The following is a 20,053-nucleotide window of genomic DNA, read 5'->3' as shown; positions in this document are numbered from 1 at the left end:
GTTCTTTGTTGTTTCTTTTTGAGCTACGATCAACGATCTGCGATATTCGGATTAAGCCATTTTTGCGCTTCTTCCAGGGCTATACCTCTTCTTGAAGCATAATCCTCCACCTGGTCGGCAAGGATCTTCCCGAGACCAAAATACTTACTTTCAGGATGGGCCAGGTAGTATCCGGAAACAGAAGCCGCCGGCCACATCGCCAGGCTCTCTGTCAGGGAAACTCCAATGCGCTCTTCTACCTGCAGTAATTCCCATATGGTTTTCTTTTCCAGGTGATCCGGACACGCCGGATATCCCGGTGCCGGACGAATACCGCGATATGCTTCCGCAATAAGGGCCTGGTTGTCTAATTGCTCTTCAGCGGCAAAGCCCCAATGCTCCTTACGTACTTTTTCATGCAGGTATTCTGCAAACGCCTCAGCAAGTCGGTCGGCAAGGGCTTTTACCATGATACTGTTGTAGTCGTCATGGGCTTCCTCGAAGGCTTTGGCCTTTTCGGCCACCCCAAATCCTGCTGTCACACAGAAGGCCCCGATATGGTCGCGCTTTCCGGTAGCCTCAGGCGCAATAAAATCCGCTAGTGCCAGGTTAGGCACCTGTCCTGATTTTTTTGATTGCTGACGAAGGGTGAGGAATTTATGGGTTGGAACGCCCTGGGCGTCGTACAACTGAATATCGTCGTGATCTACGGTGTTCGCAGGGAAAACACCAAAAACACCCTTGATGTCGAACCAATCTTCATTTTTGATCTGCTTCAGCATGGCCTTTGCATCGGCAAATAATTCGGTAGCCTGAGCACCAACCTTCTCATCCTTAAGAATGGCAGGATATTTTCCGTGAAGGTCCCATGATCTAAAAAATGGGGTCCAGTCTATATACGGCTCAAGTTCTGCGGCGGTTACCGTTACCTCTACTATTTCTTTGGTGGCGGGCGTTACTGGGTCAAAAGCCTCCCAATCGAGTTGCAAGCGATTAGCCCTGGCCGATTCCAGGTCTAAGTACGACTTAGTTTTGGAACGACTCAGGTAGCCTTCCCTGAGCTTATCGTATTCTGCCCTTAATCCCGCTTTATAGGCATCGGCATCTTTTCTTCCTAAAAGGTTACCTGCCACGGTCACGGCTCTTGAAGCATCGTTAACATGCACCACACTACCCGAAAACTCCGGTGCGATCTTTACTGCCGTATGGGCTCTTGAGGTCGTAGCTCCACCAATAAGCAGCGGGGTAGTGATCTCGCGACGTTCGAGCTCTTTAGCCAGGTAAACCATTTCATCCAGCGATGGCGTAATGAGTCCGCTCAACCCTATAAGATCAACATTTTCTGCGACCGCCTGCTCGATGATCTTTTCCGGTGGCACCATAACCCCAAGGTCTACCACCTCGTAATTATTACACGCGAGTACTACGCTTACAATATTCTTTCCGATATCGTGAACATCGCCTTTCACGGTTGCCAGCAATACTTTCCCGGCACTTCTGGAATTCTCTTCTTTCTCTTCTTCAATAAAAGGCAATAAATAGGCTACCGCCTTTTTCATCACCCGGGCAGACTTCACTACCTGCGGCAGGAACATTTTCCCACTACCAAACAGGTCTCCCACCACGTTCATTCCATTCATGAGGTGCTCTTCGATCACCTGGATCGGGCGCTCTACCTCCTGACGCGCTTCTTCCACATCGACCTCAATAAACTCATCGATACCTTTCACGAGGCTGTGGGTTAATCGGTCTTGAAGGGGGGCTTCCCGCCATTCCATATTGGCTCTTCCCACGACCTTATCGCTACCCTTTACCTCCTGGGCAAAGGCCAGCAAGCGTTCGGTCGCGTCTTCGCGACGGTCAAGCAACACATCTTCAACATGCTCCAGCAGGTCTTTTGGGATCTCATCGTAGACCTCCAGCATTTGCGGATTCACGATTCCCATGGTCATTCCGTGCTGTATCCCATGATACAGGAATGCCGAATGCATCGCCTCGCGAACGGCATTATTCCCTCTGAAGGAGAACGACACATTGCTCACCCCTCCACTCACATGGGCACAGGGCAGGTTTTCCCTGATCCACTTGGTCGCCATAAAGAAGTCGACCGCATTCTTACGGTGCTCTTCCATACCCGTAGCTACCGGAAAGATATTGGGATCGAAAATGATGTCTTCGGGAGCAAAGTTCACCTCATCGACAAGGATACGGTAAGAGCGCTCGCAGATCTCGATACGTCTTTCGTAGCTATCGGCCTGCCCTTTTTCATCAAAGGCCATGACGATCACCGCCGCCCCATAGCGTTTTATTTTTTTTGCACAGGCCTTAAACTCGGCCTCTCCTTCTTTGAGGGATATGGAGTTAACCACACATTTTCCCTGTACTACTTTGAGTCCTGCTTCTATGATCTCCCACTTTGAGCTATCTATCATCACCGGCACTCTGGCAATATCGGGCTCTGATGCGATAAGTTTTAAAAAGGTAGTCATGGCGTGCACCCCGTCGATCATCCCCTCATCCATATTCACATCGATGATCTGTGCTCCTCCTTCAACCTGTGCCCTGGCAACTTCAAGTGCTTCTTCGTATTTCTCCTCCTTGATCAGGCGCAGAAATTTACGGGAACCGGTTACATTGGTACGCTCCCCGATATTTACAAAATTGGTATCGGGTGTTATGATCAGGGGCTCCAGGCCCGAGAGTTTCAAATATCTGTTACAGTTCATCATCATTCTGCTGTTGGGGTAAGCGTTCTGGGTTCATATTCGGCAACGGCATTGGCGATCTCACGGATATGCTCGGGGGTGGTTCCACAACACCCTCCGATAATATTCACCACGTGTTGATCGAGGTACTTTCTGATCAGAGCCTGCATCTCTTCAGGTGTCTGATCGTACTCCCCAAAATGGTTAGGCAGTCCCGCATTGGGGTGGGCCGAAATGTAGGTATGTGATTTTCGGGACAGTCGTTTCACATAAGGAAGCAATTGATCGGCACCCAGGGCACAGTTAAATCCGATACTCAACAGCGGAATATGAGACACGGAGATCATAAAGGCTTCGGCCGTTTGTCCGGAAAGGGTCCGGCCGGAAGCATCGGTAATGGTGCCACTTACCATAACCGGGATATCTTCACCTCTTTCTTCTTTCACCTCTTCGATTGCAAAGAGAGCTGCCTTGGCGTTAAGGGTATCGAACACGGTCTCTACCAGAAAAACATCGATCCCACCATCGGCCAGAGCTTCTGCCTGCTGTTTGTAGGCCAGGCGTAACTCATCAAAGGTCACCGCTCTGAACCCCGGATCGTTGACATCTGGCGACATACTTGCCGTTTTATTGGTAGGCCCCATAGACCCCGCTACAAAACGTGGCTTTTCGGGATTACCGGACGTAAATTGATCGGCAACCTCCCTGGCGATACGGGCGCTTTCAAAATTCAGATCGTACACGGCATCTTCCAGGCCATAATCGGCCATGGCGATCGTTGTAGAAGAGAACGTATTGGTCTCTATAATATCGGCACCGGCCTCGAGGTATTTCGCATGCACGGCAGCGATCGCCTCCGGCTGGGTAAGTGACAACAGGTCGTTATTACCCTTTTGAGAATGGGCCGCCTCTTTAAAACGGTCTCCCCGAAAATCGGCTTCCGTAAATTTATACTCCTGAAGCATGGTTCCCATGGCTCCGTCCAGCACCAGTATGCGCTTCTCTAACGCTTTTCTTATATCCTTCATGATCCTATTCTGTAAAGCAAAACACACAGGTTGCTTTACTGTTATTTTTTAATATTCCCGGTATGTTATCTGTGCAAAAAAAGGGAGATCAAGCATTCGTTATCTTTCCTTTTCAGGCAGAATGTAGCACCTTCTCCGGTTAGAGGGTTGCTAAGGTTTCAACGGGTCTTATCCCTTCACCTTTCTTGATAACACATCAATACCTTAGTGAATTGAGCTGCAAATATAACCACTATAATATTTCCCGCAAAAGCCTCTAAAACCGGGGATCTTCTCCCCATCACGCATCGCTGCTCTCTGATGTATGGGATCCGACTTTCGCTCTTTTTACCGCCGTCTGTAATGCCTGCTCCAGATCGGCCAGCACATCTTCCACATTTTCCAATCCTACAGACACCCTTACCAGGCCATCGGTGATCCCCACTTCGAGCCTGTCCTCCTCAGCCAGCTTACTGTGGGTGGTCGATGCGGGGTGGGTTACAATGGTACGGGTATCACCCAGGTTAGCAGACAAGGAACACATCTGTATGCTATTAAGGAACCTTCTTCCTCCCGCTATACCGCCTTTAACTTCAAAGGCCACGATACTCCCCCCGTGTTTCATCTGTTTTTTTGCTACTTCGTACTGTGGGTGCGATGGTAAAAAGGGATGACGCACCCAATTAACAGCATCGTGTTTCTCAAGGAACTGCGCTACCTTGAGGGCATTCTCACAGTGCCGGTCTACGCGAACAGCGAGGGTCTCCAAACTCTTCGAAAGCACCCAGGCATTAAAGGGCGACAGTGCCGGACCCGTATTTCTCGCAAACAGATAGATCTCTCTAATCAGATCGGCACGACCTACTGTTACACCTCCAAGCACCCTGCCCTGACCATCGATAAGCTTGGTAGCCGAATGAATGACCAGGTCGGCACCAAATTTTATGGGTTGCTGCAGGTAAGGGGTTGCAAAACAATTATCGATGACCAGGATCAGGTTGTGTTTTTTTGCGATCGCCCCCAGGGCTTCCAGGTCGAGCACATCGACCCCGGGATTGGTAGGGGTCTCGGCATAAAGTATCTTCGTTTCGGGCCTGATAAGCGATTCCAGCGTATGGACCTCATTGGCCTTAAAATAGGAAGTGGTGATATTCCACTTCGGGAGGTATCGGGTAAACAACCCATGGGTAGACCCAAATACCGAACGACAGGATACAATGTGATCCCCGCTGTTGAGGAGTGCCGCAAAGGTGGAAAATACGGCTGCCATCCCTGTAGCAAAGGCATATCCCGACTCAGCCCCCTCCATTTTACAGATCTTCTCAACGAATTCACTGGTATTCGGATTGGTGAAGCGGCTGTAAATATTGCGCTCTTTTTCTTCGGCAAAGCCTGACCTCATATCTTCAGCATCTTCGAAGACAAAGCTGGAAGTAAGGTACATTGGCACGGAATGCTCCTGGTATTCCGTGCGATTTAGCTGGGTTCTTATGGCGTTGGTTTCAAAATGATCATTATTCATACTATATGGTTTTCAGGTTAATGGTCAAACGTAATTTCTCTCACTTAATTTCAGGATATCTCCGAATACCCCTCTTGCGGTAACGGCCGCCCCGGCACCTGCTCCCTGGATCACAATAGGGTGCTCACCGTAGGATTCGGTATATATCTCAAAGATCGAATCGGCACCACGCACCTGTCCGAGAGCACTTTCCCGGGGCACCGAAACAAGGCTTACATCCAGGATCCCCTTATCCTGCTGCAGGTCACCGTGAAGATCTCCGATAAACCGAAGCACGTGACCCGGTTCCAGGGCATCTTTCAAACTTTGAAAATACCCGTCGAATTCATTAAGTCGCGTCAGGAATTCGGCCGGCTCCATGGCTTCGAGCGTCTCCGGAACAAGACTTTGCACGTTCACATCATCGAGCTCGTTCATAAGTTCGAGTTCTCTGGCCAGGATCAACAGTTTTCTTCCCACATCGTTCCCGTTAAGGTCTTCCCTGGGGTCAGGCTCGGTATACCCCTGGTTAAGAGCTTCTTTGAGGATGACACTAAAAGGAAGGTCTTCTACAGAGAATCGATTGAAGAGGTAACTCAGGGTCCCGGAGAACACCCCGCGAATACGGGTAATATTTTCACCGGAAAGATGTAGCAACCTGATCGTATCGATAAGGGGCAATCCCGCCCCTACATTGGTCTCATACAGGTATTGTTTCTGGTTGCGCTCCAGGGTCTCACGAAGCGACCTGTACTCGCGATACCCCAGCGTATTGGCGATCTTATTGGACGACACCAGGTCGAACCCTGCCGCTACCAGCCGCTCATAACTCGCGGGAAGCACATAACTTGCCGTATTGTCTACGGCTATAAGATTACCCAAATGGTGTTTTTCTGCAAAGGCTACCACCCCTTCCACCGATGACGTAACCGTGCTTTCTTTCAATCGCTCTCTCCAGTCGCTACCAACCCCGAAAGGATCCAGAAGCACCTGCCTGGAATTCGCAATGGCAACAATACGGAGTCGCACCTTTTTGCGCTTTTCAATATTCTTCGCTGAATTAAGGATCTGATCGATAAGCACGCCACCAACGGTACCATGACCGAAGACCGCAATATTGATCACCCTTGAGATGCCGAAGATCTCACCGTGAATCACATTGACCGCCTTATGCAGGTCTTTCTTCCTCACCACCAAACTCACATTCTTTCCGGTCACTGCATTATTAAAAAGCAGGGGGACCACCTTGTTCCTGATGAGGGTGGTATAAGGCTGATGGAAAGTACTGTGATCCTGTCCCACAATAGAGATCACCCCAACCTCGTCTGTTACCGAAATAGCATTCACATCATGAGTACGGAGGTCGGCCTCGAACTCCTTTTTTAGCGCTGCAACCGCATCCCCGGCTCTATTGGCATTCACCACGAGTCCGATACCCCTTTCTGAAGACCCCTGGGAGATGATGCTCACACTTATATGCGCTTCACCCAGCGCCCTGAAGATACGGGCATCGACCCCAGACCTCCCCAGCAATCCGCGACCTTCAAGATCTACAAGAGCCATATGGTCGAGCACCGATAACGACCGTATCCCTTCGCCCTCAGAATTTGCACTGATAAGGGTACCCTTGTTTTCCGGATCGAAGGTGTTGAGAATGCGCAGGGGAATATTCTTTTCCAGCAGCGGAATAATGGTTTTAGCGTGGAGTATGGTCGCCCCAAAATTAGCGAGCTCATTCGCCTCATTATAGGACAGCTTCTCTATGCGCCTCGCTCCCGGCACCCATTCGGGATCGGCTGTAAAAATCCCACTTACATGGGTATAGTTCTGGACCTCGGCAGCATCGAGATAGTTGGCCAACAAAGCCGCTGTATAATTACTACCATTACGCCCAAGCGTGGTGGTCTCATTCTTCAGGTTGGTTCCTATAAAACCGGTAAGCACATTAACCGTAGTGCCATTATGAGTGGTGAAATGTCGCACTACATTGGCTCGCGACACCTCATCTATAGGTTGAGCGTCACCAAAATCTCCGGTTGTTTTGATCAGCTCACGGGTATCTGCAAAATATGCATTCACCCCAGCTTTCTGCAGCAGGTGACTCACAGTGATTCCGGATAGTACTTCCCCCTGGGCCAGGACCTCATCCCTGATCTTATCGCTGTAATCACCGAGCAATCGCACTCCGGAAAGCAAGCTCTCCAGCCTATCGAATACCTTCCCCACAGGAGCATCGGGAGCCAATACCTGCTGATATGTTTTAAATTGCTCCAAAGCCTCAGCATAAGACCTGCCTTGAGCCGCACTTTCAAGCAGAGCCTCCAACTCGTCGGTGGCGCTCCCCCTGGCAGAGACTACAACGGCCAGGCGTTCTTTTCGCGCTGCCTTATCTTTAATGATGTTGATCGCATTTGAAACCCCCTGTCCATTGGCCAGGGAACGGCCTCCGAATTTCAATACGGCTATCTTCTCACTGCTAAGCTCAGGCCTGAATACAGGTTGGATCAATTTTGCCAATTGTCCGGTCTCGATCAAAAAGGCATCATGCCCGTGTACAGAGTCGATCTCTCCATAGCCCACGCGACCGCTAGAGGCAGCCAGTCGCTTATAGGTATCGCGATTTTCTTTGGCTGTGAAGAACAGGTCTGAACTCACACCTACAATAAGGATATTGGCATCGATCTCTTCCAGGATCTTAAAATCAGCCCCCCTGTCGCGGGTAATATCAATGGTTTTCAGCAACTGGTTCATGAGCTTATAGGCAGCAAGCTGAAAACGGTCTTGTAGTTTTTTGCCGTGATGCAACAACCAGCTCTCCACATTGAACACCTGAAGGGTTTCATTGGTACTTCTGCCAAACCGCTCATTGAACGATTCAGGGGTACGGTAGCACAGCATAGCATGCATACGTGCATCGTGAACGGGGTCGTTCGAATTGTTGAGAATTCGCTCTTGTATCTGGCAGTTGGCAATAAGCCAATCGGTAGATTTCCAGTCTGAAGCTACGGGAATAAGATGTTGGGTGATATGGGGAGCCAGCGCTGCCATTTCCCAGGCGATACCTCCCCCCAGGGAGCCCCCAATAAGGGCGAACAATTTTTCGACCCCGAGCACTTCAAGTCCCTTTAAGAAGACCGAAGCGATATCTCTGGCCACAAAATCCCGGTAATTATCAATAAGAACACCGTCGTAACCGTTTCCGGGAATATTAAATGAAAGAATGGTGTAGGTATGGGTGTCGATACACTTTCCGGGCCCGATAAGCTCGTTCCACCAGCCGTCGGGACCACTCACGTTAGAATTCCCGGTAAGGGCGTGATTTACAAGCACCACAGGTGCAGAAAGCAAAGGCTTTCCGAATACCTGGTAAGACAGGGCAACATCCTGAACAGCCCCGCTCAGGGTTTGAAATTCTTTGAGTTGTAATGACAACAGTTCTGTTTTCAGATCCAGCATGATCAAACTAATTATTCCTCATAAAATGAGGGGTTATGCCGAAGTACCCTGAAAGGCAGAACTACAAGAGTAGAATAAGGTTATCTTCCCCCAATTCGGGGTAGAATGTAGCACCTTCTTTTATTTCAAAAGGGTTGCTAAGGCTTCGCAGGGTCTAGTCCCTCCGCCTTTCCTGATAACTTCAGTCAGTAAATTTATGAACTATACAAGCGTGCTTTGTTGCTCTTTAGAGCTTGGCAGCAGTCGCTTCTTTAAAAGCAGGGGCAAACGCCTCCTTCACTTTTTCAACATGGTCTAATTTTTCCCAGGTAAAGAGCTCCACTTCCTTCTCTACCCTTCCGTTATACGGAGATTCAAACACCTTGGTGATCACCTGAGGATCTTTCCCCATATGTCCGTAAGCTGCGGTTTCCTGATAGATCGGTTCGCGAAGTTTCAGACGATCTTCGATCGCGAACGGACGCATATCAAAGAGTTCTTTCACCTTATTAGCGATCTCCCCATCGGTAAGGTCTACGTTAGCCGAACCATAGGTGTTTACAAAGATCGAGGTAGGCTCTACCACTCCGATGGCATAACTCACCTGTACAAGCACTTCTTCTGCCACCCCGGCAGCCACCAGATTCTTGGCAGCATGTCTTGCAGCATAAGCCGCACTGCGGTCTACCTTACTCGGATCTTTTCCGCTAAAAGCTCCTCCACCGTGAGCTCCCTTACCACCATAGGTATCTACGATGATCTTTCTTCCGGTAAGACCGGTATCTCCATGAGGACCTCCGATAACGAATTTCCCGGTAGGATTGATATGGTAGTTCACATCGGCATCAAAAAGCTCCTGAACATAGGCAGGCAACTGCGCCTGAACACGTGGCATAAGGATCTCTTTAAGGTCTTTCTGGATCTGCTTCAGCATCACCTCATCATCATCATGGAATTGATCGTGCTGTGTAGAGATCACAATGGTATCAATACGCTGGGGAATATTATCGTCTGAATACTCAATAGTAACCTGTGATTTGGCATCGGGTCTCAGGTAGGCGATCTGATCACCTTCCCTGCGAAGTTCTGCCAACACCTGAAGGATCTTGTGAGAGATATCCAGTGCCAGAGGCATGAAGTTGGCTGTTTCGCTGGTAGCATAACCGAACATCATTCCCTGGTCTCCTGCTCCCTGCTCTTCTTTGGTTGCACGATCAACCCCCTGGTTGATGTCCTGGGATTGCTCGTGGATAAGAGAGATCACCCCACAGCTGTCGCCGCTGAACTTATAGGCTCCCTTAGTATACCCGATCTTATTGATCACTTCTCTTGCTATAGACTGCACATCGAGATAGGTATCACTCTTCACCTCTCCTGCCAATACTACCTGCCCGGTAGTTACCAGGGTTTCACAAGCCACCTTACTCTCGGGATCAAAAGCCAGAAAATTATCCAGTAAAGCATCACTGATCTGATCTGCGATCTTATCCGGATGTCCTTCACTCACCGATTCTGATGTGAATAAATACGCCATACGATACTAAAATTTTGTTGCGGGAGGAGATCTGACGAAAGTCGTCTAAAGGAGATTACCACACTTCCGGGTTCGGAAAGGCGATAACTGCTTTAGCATTTTTTATTGAGGTTGCAATCAGTCAAATCTGTCCTCCGATAATTTGTAACGACAAAAATAGACATTATGTTTTGTTTGCAAAACGTTTTTAGAAATTATTACCAGTTTGCACTGAGCACCTTACCTGCAACAGGAAAGTATAAGAACACGTGAAACCGCAGCGGATCATATCATGAACATCGATTATGCTCTACAGGAATAACGGTTAAAACCACCGGTTTTAGAGAAAAACGAATCACCAAAAGGCCCTTTTAAAATTCGCTTTTAAAATTGTTTCCCTCCTTAGGCATAACTTGTATATTTACCACAAGAAGCTATCCTTAAATTTATAATTTCAGAACCAGATGCACGTTGCCATTGCCGGAAATATTGGAGCGGGTAAAACTACGCTCACACGTTTATTAGCAAAACATTTTAATTGGGAGCCACATTTTGAAGACGTGGTAGACAACCCTTACCTGGACGATTTTTACAACCAGATGGAGCGTTGGAGCTTCAACCTGCAGGTATACTTTCTCAACAGTCGTTTTCGCCAGATCCTTCAGATCAGAGAAAGTGGTAAGCAGATCATTCAGGACAGGACTATTTATGAAGATGCCCATATTTTCGCGCCCAACCTGCACGCCATGGGACTCATGACCAACAGGGACTTCGAGAACTACAGCAGCCTCTTCCAACTCATGGAGAGCCTGGTGCAGTCGCCGGACCTGCTTATTTACCTGAGAAGCTCTATCCCTAACCTGGTAAAACAGATACACAAGAGAGGAAGAGACTACGAAAACTCGATCTCTATCGACTACCTGAGTCGCCTGAACGAACGCTACGAAGCATTTATCCACCAATACGATAAGGGCAAACTACTTATAATAGATGTAGACCGTTATGATTTCGTAGACAACCAGGAAGACCTTGGGGAGATCATCAATAAGATCGATGCCGAGTTACACGGGTTGTTTTAGAGATGGTAAAAGGGTAAAGGAGTAAAGGGTAATGAATAAAGAGCAAAGATAGCGACTTTGACAGCAGGCACCGTTTCACCGCGTAACTGCGTCACCTCATAACTGTATAACCTTGTCATCCCCCGAAGCTTTAGCGAAGGAGGGCATAACCCAATAACAAAAAAACACCGCCATTGGGCGGTGTTTTTGTATTTACAAAACCTGTGGTTAGTTCTTTTCTGCCTCGGTTTTCTTAATTTTCACTTTTACTGCATCACCGTCAACCTCTTCAACCGCTTTCTCGATGTCTTCTTTAGTACCCTCAACGGTTACTTCTTCAACGGTCTCCTCTCCGGCAACAACTTTGGTGGTAGTGATCACAGCAGTAGCCTCTTCACCTTCACCTTGTTCAGCCACCACCTCAACACGGATCTCCTTACGCACCTCTTCAGCAGTCATAGCAGTACCTTCTACAGTGTGATGTCCAAGAATTGGAGAGATCACAAGACCTACCAAACAAGAAAGCTTGATCAGGATATTCATCGATGGCCCTGAAGTATCTTTGAACGGATCACCAACGGTATCTCCTGTTACAGCTGCTTTATGAGCATCAGATCCCTTATAGGTCATTTCGCCGTTGATCATAACACCGGCTTCAAACGATTTCTTAGCATTATCCCATGCACCACCGGCATTGTTCTGGAAGATAGCCCAGATCACACCAGACACACAGACACCGGCCATATACCCTCCAAGAGGCTCAGCACCGAATACCAATCCGATAAAGATAGGAGTCACAATAGTGATCACTCCGGGAAGCAGCATTTCTTTAAGTGCGGCCTGCGTAGAGATATCTACACACTTTCCGTATTCAGGAGTTCCTTTCCCTTCCATAATTCCGGGGATCTCCTTGAACTGACGACGCACCTCGTGAACCATTTCCATAGCTGCACGACCAACCGATTTCATGGCAAGGGCAGAAATGATCACAGGGATCATAGCACCCACGAACAGGTTAGCCAACACCTCCGCCTTAAAGATATTGATCCCATCAATACCTGTAAAGGTCACATAGGCCGCAAAAAGCGCTAAAGCAGTAAGTGCTGCCGAAGCAATAGCGAACCCTTTTCCGATCGCAGCGGTAGTATTACCCACAGAATCGAGAATATCGGTACGCTCACGTACTTCAGAAGGCATCTCGCTCATCTCTGCAACCCCTCCTGCGTTATCGGCGATAGGTCCGAAGGCATCAATAGCCAACTGCATCGCGGTGGTAGCCATCATAGCAGAAGCTGCAAGGGCAACCCCGTAGAAACCTGCCAGGGCATAAGACCCGTAGATCGCTACAGCGAACAGGGTAACCGACCAGAACGTAGATTTCATACCTACTGCAAGTCCGGCAATAATATTGGTAGCAGCCCCCGTAGAACTGTTGGTTACGATATCGAGTACCGGTTTTTTACCTAAACTGGTATAGTAAGAGGTCACATAAGAGATCACAGACCCCACGAACAATCCGATAAGTGCTGCGTAGAATACGTGACGGGAAGGAACACTCTTATACCCTTCCTGGAAAAAGCTCATTTCGATGGTTTCCGGAAGCATCCACTGGATCAGGAACCAACTCGCAAATACAGTAATCCCGATAGCTACCCAGTTACCGATATCCAAAGCGCGTTGCACCTGAGCTTCTTTAGCATCATTACTGCCAATACGCACCAGGAAAGTTCCAATGATAGAGGCGAGGATACCAACCCCGGCGATCACCAACGGAAGGATTATAGGCCCCATATTATTAAAATTATCAGAGAATTCCCCTACCACTTTCATATCGCGGATCAGGTAATTTCCAAGTACCATCGATGCCAGTACGGTTGCCACATAAGACCCGAAAAGATCGGCCCCCATTCCGGCAACATCACCAACGTTATCACCAACGTTATCGGCGATCGTAGCAGGGTTACGCGGATCATCCTCAGGGATACCCGCTTCTACCTTACCTACAAGGTCGGCACCTACGTCGGCCGCTTTAGTGTAGATACCTCCACCTACACGTGCAAAAAGAGCGATAGACTCAGCTCCCAGTGAGAAACCTGCAAGGGCTTCAAGCACCATGGTCATATTGTCATAGAAAGAACCTTCCTGCCCCATGAACATATTGGTAAAGAACAAGAAGAACAAACTAAGCCCCAGCACTGCCAGTCCGGCAACACCAAGCCCCATTACCGTTCCTCCTCCAAAAGACACCTGTAGTGCCTTAGGAAGACTCTCACGGGCAGCTTCTGCTGTTCTCGCGTTCGCTTCGGTAGCAATACGCATACCGATATTACCGGCAAGGGCAGAAAACAACGCGCCCGCGATAAAGGCGGGCACAATAAGCCAACTGGTAGTGGCTACGATCATCGAGATCCCGTAAAGGGCAATAGAAGCGATGATCACGAAAATAAATAGAATACGATATTCAGCTTTGAGAAAGGCAAGAGCTCCTTCTTTAATATGTTCCGAGATATCTTTCATTCGTTCATTCCCGGAAGATTGTTTTTTAACCCATGACGCCTTGATCAACATAAAGACGAGCCCCAGCAAAGCGAGGGCCACGGGAATATACACAAAATTAAAATCCATAATATATAGTAGTTAAATATTCGTTAAAGCGTTTAAAAGTAGTAAATAGCGGGTAATAAAAAAAGCAATAACATCATGCTATTGCTTTCTTTATCAACATATTTTAGTATGCTTTATCGAATACTCACCTTCTGGAAAGGAGTGTCACTCTCGCGGAATCTGTCGATACACTTAGAGATGATCTCTTTGGCTTCACCGGCATCTCCCCATCCACCAACACTTACTTTCTTCTGCTCCAGATCCTTGTATACCTGGAAGAAGTGCTCGATCTCGCTAATAAGGTGCGGATTCACTTCAGGAAGGTCGTTGAGCTTATTCCAGATCGGGTCTGACACAGGCACACAGATGATCTTCTCATCCGGTCCTTTTTCATCACCCATATGGAACACTCCGATAGGCTTCACCTCCATCACACATCCGGGGAAGGTAGGCTCAGTTACCAGAACGAGTACATCCAGCGGGTCACCGTCAAGGGCAAGAGTTTCCGGAATAAATCCGTAATCGGCCGGGTACATCATCGAAGAAAAGATCATACGATCGTAACGGATCTTCTTCAGTTCAAAGTCATATTCGTATTTATTCCTACTCCCTTTAGGGATCTCGATTAAAACATCAAATGAATTAATTTTTACTGGACTCATAGTTTCTTCTTTTAAAAGGGCTGCAAAAGTAAGCAAGCATCTCTTAATTTACAATGAATCACAAAGGTAATTTACATTACTTAAGATAAAGATGATCAAATCGTTAAAAAGTCACCTGGAAAGCCCCGGTAACTCCAAAGGGACGGGCATCCGGCAGATCCAGGTAATTACCGCGGAAGTTAAAATCGATACGAAAAACCTTAAAAATATTACCGATCCCAACTGAATATTCATAGTAAGGCGTGCTTTCGGGCGCCAGTAGTACGGTTCCTGAAGGGGCATTTAGCGCTATATTCTCTTCAGAAATACTCCCCCAGACACCTCGTAACCCGATAAGCTCACGAAGATTCAGTTTTTTCAGGAACGGAATACGCGCAAACAACCTGCCATTAAAATTGTGCTCCATTTGCACGCTCAGGTAGGTATCGGTAACGAATTCGTAGAAATTCAGGTTCGGAAAGGTGTTAAAGATCGAAAAATACGTCTGGTTCCCGGGAATCGGACTCAGCAAACTAAGAGGAACCTCACCGAAGATCTTTCCGGCTTCGAGATTGGTGGTCATACGCCCAACCCCGCCTATCTGTAGTGGCTGATTGTAATAGAACTGGATCTTTTTAAAGTTAAAATCACTTTTAAGCACATCTTTCATCCCCAGCGTATACCTCACGATGATACGGGCAAAATCGTCATTCACCGCGTATTGATCTACTCCATATCCCATTACCCTTCTACCGGGCGTATAGGCCATCTGGGTAACCAGAGCAAACTGTCGCACCTCATCGCTCACGCCATCGGGAGCATCGGGATCTACATAACTCAGATTGAACTGATCGGGCAAGGCCGATCGCATTTTACGGTAATCAACACCCCAACGAAAAGTGAAATTCTTAAAGAAGTCGTATTGTACAGCTGCTGTTGTGAGCCTGATATTGGTGAGGGTATTGTTGGCCCCGGCAGTGAATAAGGCCGACGACGCAAAGCTACGGCCCAATACATCATTGGTAGCTGTAAGGCTCACCCCCAGCTGTTCGATATCTCTTCGGGTTCCCGCCGAAATAATGAACCGGTGTTTGCGGTCAAGCATCCAGCGCCCCGAGATCCCGTATTTAAACCTGCGATCCCTGAAGCCGTAGGCCAGATACCCCTCCAGTCGCCACTGGTCGTTTTGCGAAAAATACGTTCGTCCGCCACCTCTTAACCGGATCCCTTCCACATCGTTATATCCAAAACTCGAAAAGATCGGGCCGTAATCGAGGTTAAGCCGGTCAAATTCGTAATACCCCGAGGCAAGTATCGACCCTGCATTGTAGAGCATCTTGAACTTGGGCACAGTTTGCAAGGTATCCAGCATGGTATAAATGCCCTGCTCATCTTCATTGAGCTCCTCAAGGCGGTTCATACGCCAAAACTCATCAGAGCGATTAAAAACCAGATCATTAAAGGGATCTACCTGCTGGTCGTAGAAGCTTCGTGGTTTCTCCCGGTCAAATTCATAACCATTATATATGGTAGTGCGTTTACCATAGACCCCCCTGGACTCTTCCTTTTTACGCAAACTGAAGTCAGACATCACATAATCGCGCTTCAATACAAACACCGAGTCATTAAGCACCTCGAATTCCTGTTCGATATAGAGGTCTTTTACCCAGTTCACATTGGCACTTTTTGACGCCTGCATATTGATCTCCTTCACGGCAAAGGTGGTATCGTTTACCCAGAAATCGCCTTTGAAGGTAAGCTCATTGGAACGCCGCGGATAATACACAATATTGTAACACCACTTATTGTCGCGATAGGTGCTGTCTGTAAGCACATAATTATACACATCGACCCCGGTTCTGGAGAGCGGACTCACAAAACTCTTATCAAAGAGTTTGATATAGTTATTGTAGATATCGTAGGTAGCATAGAGGTCCTGGATAAAACTCAACACTGCCTGATTGGCATCGAATCCCGAATTTTTATTCCCCTTAACGATCTCCCGTTCGGCATTGAGCTTATTATCACCAAAAACCTCGCTGGCAGTTTCATTAATAAATATAGGCAGATAGGTCTTACCGGTAACATTGGACGTATCGACTTTATCAAAGATGAATTCCATCCCCTTAAAGATGCGGTTCTTCATCAGGGTACTGTCGATGGTGTTGAGGTCAAACTCTATCTTCTCATATTTGTCGTAACGATACTGATCGAACATATTGAGGCCGTTGACACGCTTTTTCTCCCAGACCTTTCGTAAAAGATCGATGGCCGGGTTGTTCTTTTTAGGCTGCTTCCCCACATAGAGCACCACCTCATCCAGTTCTTCCCCCTCAATAAGGACCACCTCCATATTATAGGTCACCCGTTTTACCAGATCGATCTGCTGTGCGGTATAGCCTAGCAGTGTTACTTCAAGCACCTTATAGTTCTCCTCACTCTCCAGGTAAAACCTTCCATTCTCATCGGTAATGGTCCCTTCAAAAGAATCGGCAAAAAGCACGTTGGCATAGGCCACAGGCGCTCCCTGCTCATCGATCACCTTACCACTTACTTTGGTCTGAGCATAGGTAAAAACACAGGATAGTATAAAGAAAAAGCTAAATAGGTATCTCATAAAAAAAGAAAACTTCACCGCTCTGTTCAAGCGGTGAAGTTATATAAAAGATATGACTTACATTATTATTTGTAAAGCACCTTTTTCACGGCCTTCACCACATCGTCGGCGTTAGGCAACCACTTTTCCAGAAGTACCGGCGAATAAGGCGCTGGTGTATCTGCAGTGGTAATACGTTGAATAGGGGCATCAAGGAAATCAAATACGTTTTCCTGAACCTGGTATGTGATCTCGGAAGCCACACTTCCAAAAGGCCATGCCTCCTCGAGAATAACCAGGCGATTGGTTTTTTTAACTGAATTGAAAATAGCGTCGTGATCCATTGGCCTTACTGTACGCAGGTCGATGATCTCACAACTAACACCATCTTTTTCCAGTTCTTCTGCTGCTTTAAGAGCTTCTTTGATGATCTTACCGAAAGACACGATGGTCACATCGGTACCTTCTCTTTTGATATCGGCAACTCCAAGTGGGATCATGTACTCGTCTTCCGGCACTTCTCCCTTGTCTCCATACATTTGCTCCGACTCCATAAAGATCACTGGATCGTCATCTCTGATCGCAGCCTTAAGAAGACCTTTGGCGTCATAAGGATTAGAAGGTACGACAACCTTTAATCCGGGACAGTTGGCATACCAGCTTTCAAAAGCCTGTGAGTGCGTAGCTGCCAGCTGTCCTGCAGAAGCAGTAGGACCACGGAAAACAATAGGAACGTTAAACTGACCACCAGACATCTGACGCATTTTCGCGGCATTATTAATGATCTGATCGATCGCTACCAGTGAGAAGTTAAAGGTCATGAACTCAACGATCGGACGGTTCCCGATCATGGCAGAACCTACAGCAATACCTGCAAAACCAAGCTCTGAAATAGGTGTATCAAGTACACGATCAGGCCCAAATTCATCTAACATCCCTTTGGAAGCCTTATACGCACCATTATACTCAGCAACTTCCTCACCCATTAAATAAACGGTGTCATCTCTGCGCATCTCCTCGCTCATGGCTTCACACACAGCTTCTCTAAACTGAATTGTTCTCATGTATTCTTTAATTGAAAAATATTAATCGATTAGCCTTATCCTAAAAAGGTTAACAAAAATAGTAATTCTCAACCAACTTACTCCAAGAAGAACAAAGAAAAATATATTATGCATGCATAGTATTTTTGATAAAATATCAGTATATTGGCGTCGCATAATTCGAATCAAACCATTACAAAACGTATGAAAATATTAGTGTGTATAAGCCACGTGCCGGACACCACCTCAAAGATCAATTTTACTGAGGGCGACACCAAGTTCGACACTAACGGCGTACAATTCGTGATCAATCCAAATGATGAATTCGGACTTACCCGCGCCATGTGGTTTAAAGAAAAACAAGGCGCATCGGTAACGGTGGTTACCGTAGGAGGAGCCGATACAGAACCTACACTTAGGAAGGCACTGGCCATTGGAGCCGACGATGCTATTCGCGTTGATGCTCATCCTACCGACGGATTCTTTGTTGCGAAGCAGCTTGCTAACGTAGCCACCCAGGGAAATTACGACCTTATCATCGGAGGACGTGAATCTATCGACTACAACGGAGGTATGGTTCCCGGAATGCTGGCCACCCTGATCGGAGCCAATTTCGTGAACACCTGTATCTCTGTGGAGGTTGAAGGTAATGAAGCTACAGCGATCAGAGAGATCGACGGTGGTAAAGAGACCATTAAGACCACCCTTCCTTTGGTTCTGGGAGGACAGAAGGGGCTGGTAGAAGAAAAAGACCTGAGAATACCTAATATGCGTGGTATCATGATGGCCAGAAAGAAAGCGCTTAATGTGATGCCAGCAGTAGAATCTGCTCAACCTACCGCGGCCACTGCTTTCAGTAAACCTGCGCCTAAAGGAGACGTTAAGCTGGTATCGCCGGAGAATCTCGACGAGCTCATCGATCTTTTACACAATGAGGCCAAGGTGATCTAAGCACCACCTCCAAGTTTCATGAACCAAAAAATTTAAAAATCCATGTCTGTATTAGTATATACTGAATCTGAAAACGGAACGTTCAAAAAGACCGCTTTCGAAGTAGCTGCCTACGCAAGAGAGATCGCCAACACCATGGGCACCTCAGTTACTGCAGTTGCGATCAATGCTGAAGATGCCAGCGCTCTGGCCGACTACGGGGTAGATAAAACCCTTATGGTCGCTTCAGATAAACTCGAAAAATTCAATGCCAAGGCCTATTCCGATGTCATCGCCCAGGCGGCAAAGAAAGAAGATAGTCAAGTAGTTGTGATCAGCTCCAGCGCCAATGCCAAATATCTGGCACCCATTCTGGCGGTAAACCTGGAGGCCGGATACGCTCCTAATGTGGTAGCCTTACCGGAAAGCACCTCACCTTTTAAAGTAAAGCGAACAGCCTTTACCAACAAAGCCTTTAACCATACCGAGATCACTACCGAGGTAAAACTCATCGGTCTCTCCAAGAACTCTTTCGGGGTAAAAGAAGCCCAGGGAGCAGGAGCTACCGAAGACTTTACTCCGGAACTTAGTGCAGATGATTTCGGTGCAGAAGTGACGGCTGTAGACAAGGTTACCGGGAAAGTGACCATTGCCGATGCTGAAATAGTGGTGTCTGCCGGTCGCGGACTCAAAGGTCCGGAGAACTGGGGAATGGTTGAAGATCTGGCCGATGTTCTCGGTGCAGCAACGGCGTGTTCCAAGCCGGTTTCTGACCTCGGTTGGAGACCTCATGGTGAGCATGTCGGACAAACCGGAAAACCGGTAGCTTCCAACCTGTATATCGCTATCGGGATCTCTGGTGCCATCCAGCACCTTGCCGGGATCAACGCTTCAAAAACCAAGGTGGTGATCAACAACGACCCTGAGGCTCCTTTCTTTAAAGCAGCCGATTACGGTGTGGTTGGTGATGCCTTCGAAGTTGTGCCACAACTCATCGAAAAATTGAAAGCATTTAAAGCGAATAACGCATAATTTTTGTTA

Annotated in this window: 12 protein-coding genes and 2 riboswitches; of the genes, 3 read left to right on the top strand and 9 right to left on the bottom strand. The window is 47.6% G+C overall.

What is annotated here, in order from left to right; all coding sequences use genetic code 11:
- Positions 1-29: 29 nt before the first annotated feature.
- From metH to metK, 5 genes are all read right to left on the bottom strand, one after another.
- The gene (gene metH, locus IS446_RS06505; protein WP_203059202.1) at positions 30-2,708 is read right to left on the bottom strand and encodes a methionine synthase; all 2,679 of its coding nucleotides are present in this window, start codon (positions 2,706-2,708) and stop codon (positions 30-32) included.
- Complete coding sequence (locus IS446_RS06500) at positions 2,708-3,712, bottom strand: homocysteine S-methyltransferase family protein (protein WP_203059201.1); 1,005 nt, start codon at positions 3,710-3,712, stop codon at positions 2,708-2,710. The genes metH and IS446_RS06500 overlap by 1 nt, the downstream gene beginning before the upstream one ends.
- A gap of 96 nt (positions 3,713-3,808) precedes the next feature.
- Positions 3,809-3,907, bottom strand: a riboswitch (SAM riboswitch).
- Between the two features lie 85 nt (positions 3,908-3,992).
- Entirely contained in the window at positions 3,993-5,213 is a 1,221-nt protein-coding gene (locus IS446_RS06495) for a trans-sulfuration enzyme family protein (RefSeq protein WP_203059200.1), read from the bottom strand.
- A 24-nt stretch (positions 5,214-5,237) separates the two neighbouring features.
- On the bottom strand, positions 5,238-8,648 hold the full coding sequence (gene thrA, locus IS446_RS06490; RefSeq protein ID WP_203059199.1) for a bifunctional aspartate kinase/homoserine dehydrogenase I: 3,411 nt from the start codon (positions 8,646-8,648) through the stop codon (positions 5,238-5,240).
- A 77-nt stretch (positions 8,649-8,725) separates the two neighbouring features.
- A riboswitch (SAM riboswitch) is annotated at positions 8,726-8,830 on the bottom strand.
- 44 nt (positions 8,831-8,874) lie between these two features.
- Positions 8,875-10,161, bottom strand: a complete 1,287-nt coding sequence (metK, locus tag IS446_RS06485; RefSeq protein ID WP_203059198.1) for a methionine adenosyltransferase — start codon at positions 10,159-10,161, stop codon at positions 8,875-8,877.
- A gap of 443 nt (positions 10,162-10,604) precedes the next feature.
- On the opposite strand from metK, the gene IS446_RS06480 reads away from it, so the two are divergent.
- Positions 10,605-11,219 (top strand): deoxynucleoside kinase, encoded by a 615-nt coding sequence (locus IS446_RS06480; RefSeq protein ID WP_203059197.1) that lies wholly within the window; start codon positions 10,605-10,607, stop codon positions 11,217-11,219.
- A gap of 207 nt (positions 11,220-11,426) precedes the next feature.
- Here IS446_RS06480 and IS446_RS06475 read toward each other — a convergent pair whose 3' ends face one another.
- The 4 genes from IS446_RS06475 to IS446_RS06460 all read right to left on the bottom strand — a co-directional run bounded on the left by IS446_RS06475 (position 11,427) and on the right by IS446_RS06460 (position 18,103).
- Positions 11,427-13,823: a sodium-translocating pyrophosphatase gene (locus IS446_RS06475; protein ID WP_203059196.1), complete on the bottom strand. Its 2,397-nt coding sequence runs from the start codon at positions 13,821-13,823 to the stop codon at positions 11,427-11,429.
- Between the two features lie 113 nt (positions 13,824-13,936).
- Positions 13,937-14,464 (bottom strand): inorganic diphosphatase, encoded by a 528-nt coding sequence (locus IS446_RS06470; RefSeq protein ID WP_203059195.1) that lies wholly within the window; start codon positions 14,462-14,464, stop codon positions 13,937-13,939.
- Between the two features lie 103 nt (positions 14,465-14,567).
- Positions 14,568-17,060, bottom strand: coding sequence for a DUF5686 family protein (locus IS446_RS06465; protein ID WP_203059194.1), 2,493 nt, complete (start codon positions 17,058-17,060; stop codon positions 14,568-14,570).
- Between the two features lie 65 nt (positions 17,061-17,125).
- The gene (locus IS446_RS06460) at positions 17,126-18,103 is read right to left on the bottom strand and encodes a pyruvate dehydrogenase complex E1 component subunit beta (RefSeq protein ID WP_203059193.1); all 978 of its coding nucleotides are present in this window, start codon (positions 18,101-18,103) and stop codon (positions 17,126-17,128) included.
- 183 nt (positions 18,104-18,286) lie between these two features.
- On the opposite strand from IS446_RS06460, the gene IS446_RS06455 reads away from it, so the two are divergent.
- Together IS446_RS06455 and IS446_RS06450 are read left to right on the top strand one after the other, a co-directional pair.
- Positions 18,287-19,033, top strand: a complete 747-nt coding sequence (locus IS446_RS06455) for an electron transfer flavoprotein subunit beta/FixA family protein (protein ID WP_203059192.1) — start codon at positions 18,287-18,289, stop codon at positions 19,031-19,033.
- Positions 19,034-19,075: 42 nt separating this feature from the next.
- The gene (locus IS446_RS06450) at positions 19,076-20,044 is read left to right on the top strand and encodes an electron transfer flavoprotein subunit alpha/FixB family protein (protein WP_203059191.1); all 969 of its coding nucleotides are present in this window, start codon (positions 19,076-19,078) and stop codon (positions 20,042-20,044) included.
- The last annotated feature ends 9 nt before the right edge of the window (positions 20,045-20,053 follow it).

Origin of the sequence: Robertkochia sediminum, from assembly GCF_016786255.1 — a bacterium.
Lineage (GTDB): Bacteria > Bacteroidota > Bacteroidia > Flavobacteriales > Flavobacteriaceae > Robertkochia > Robertkochia sediminum.
This window is presented reverse-complemented; position numbering and strand designations above follow the sequence as displayed.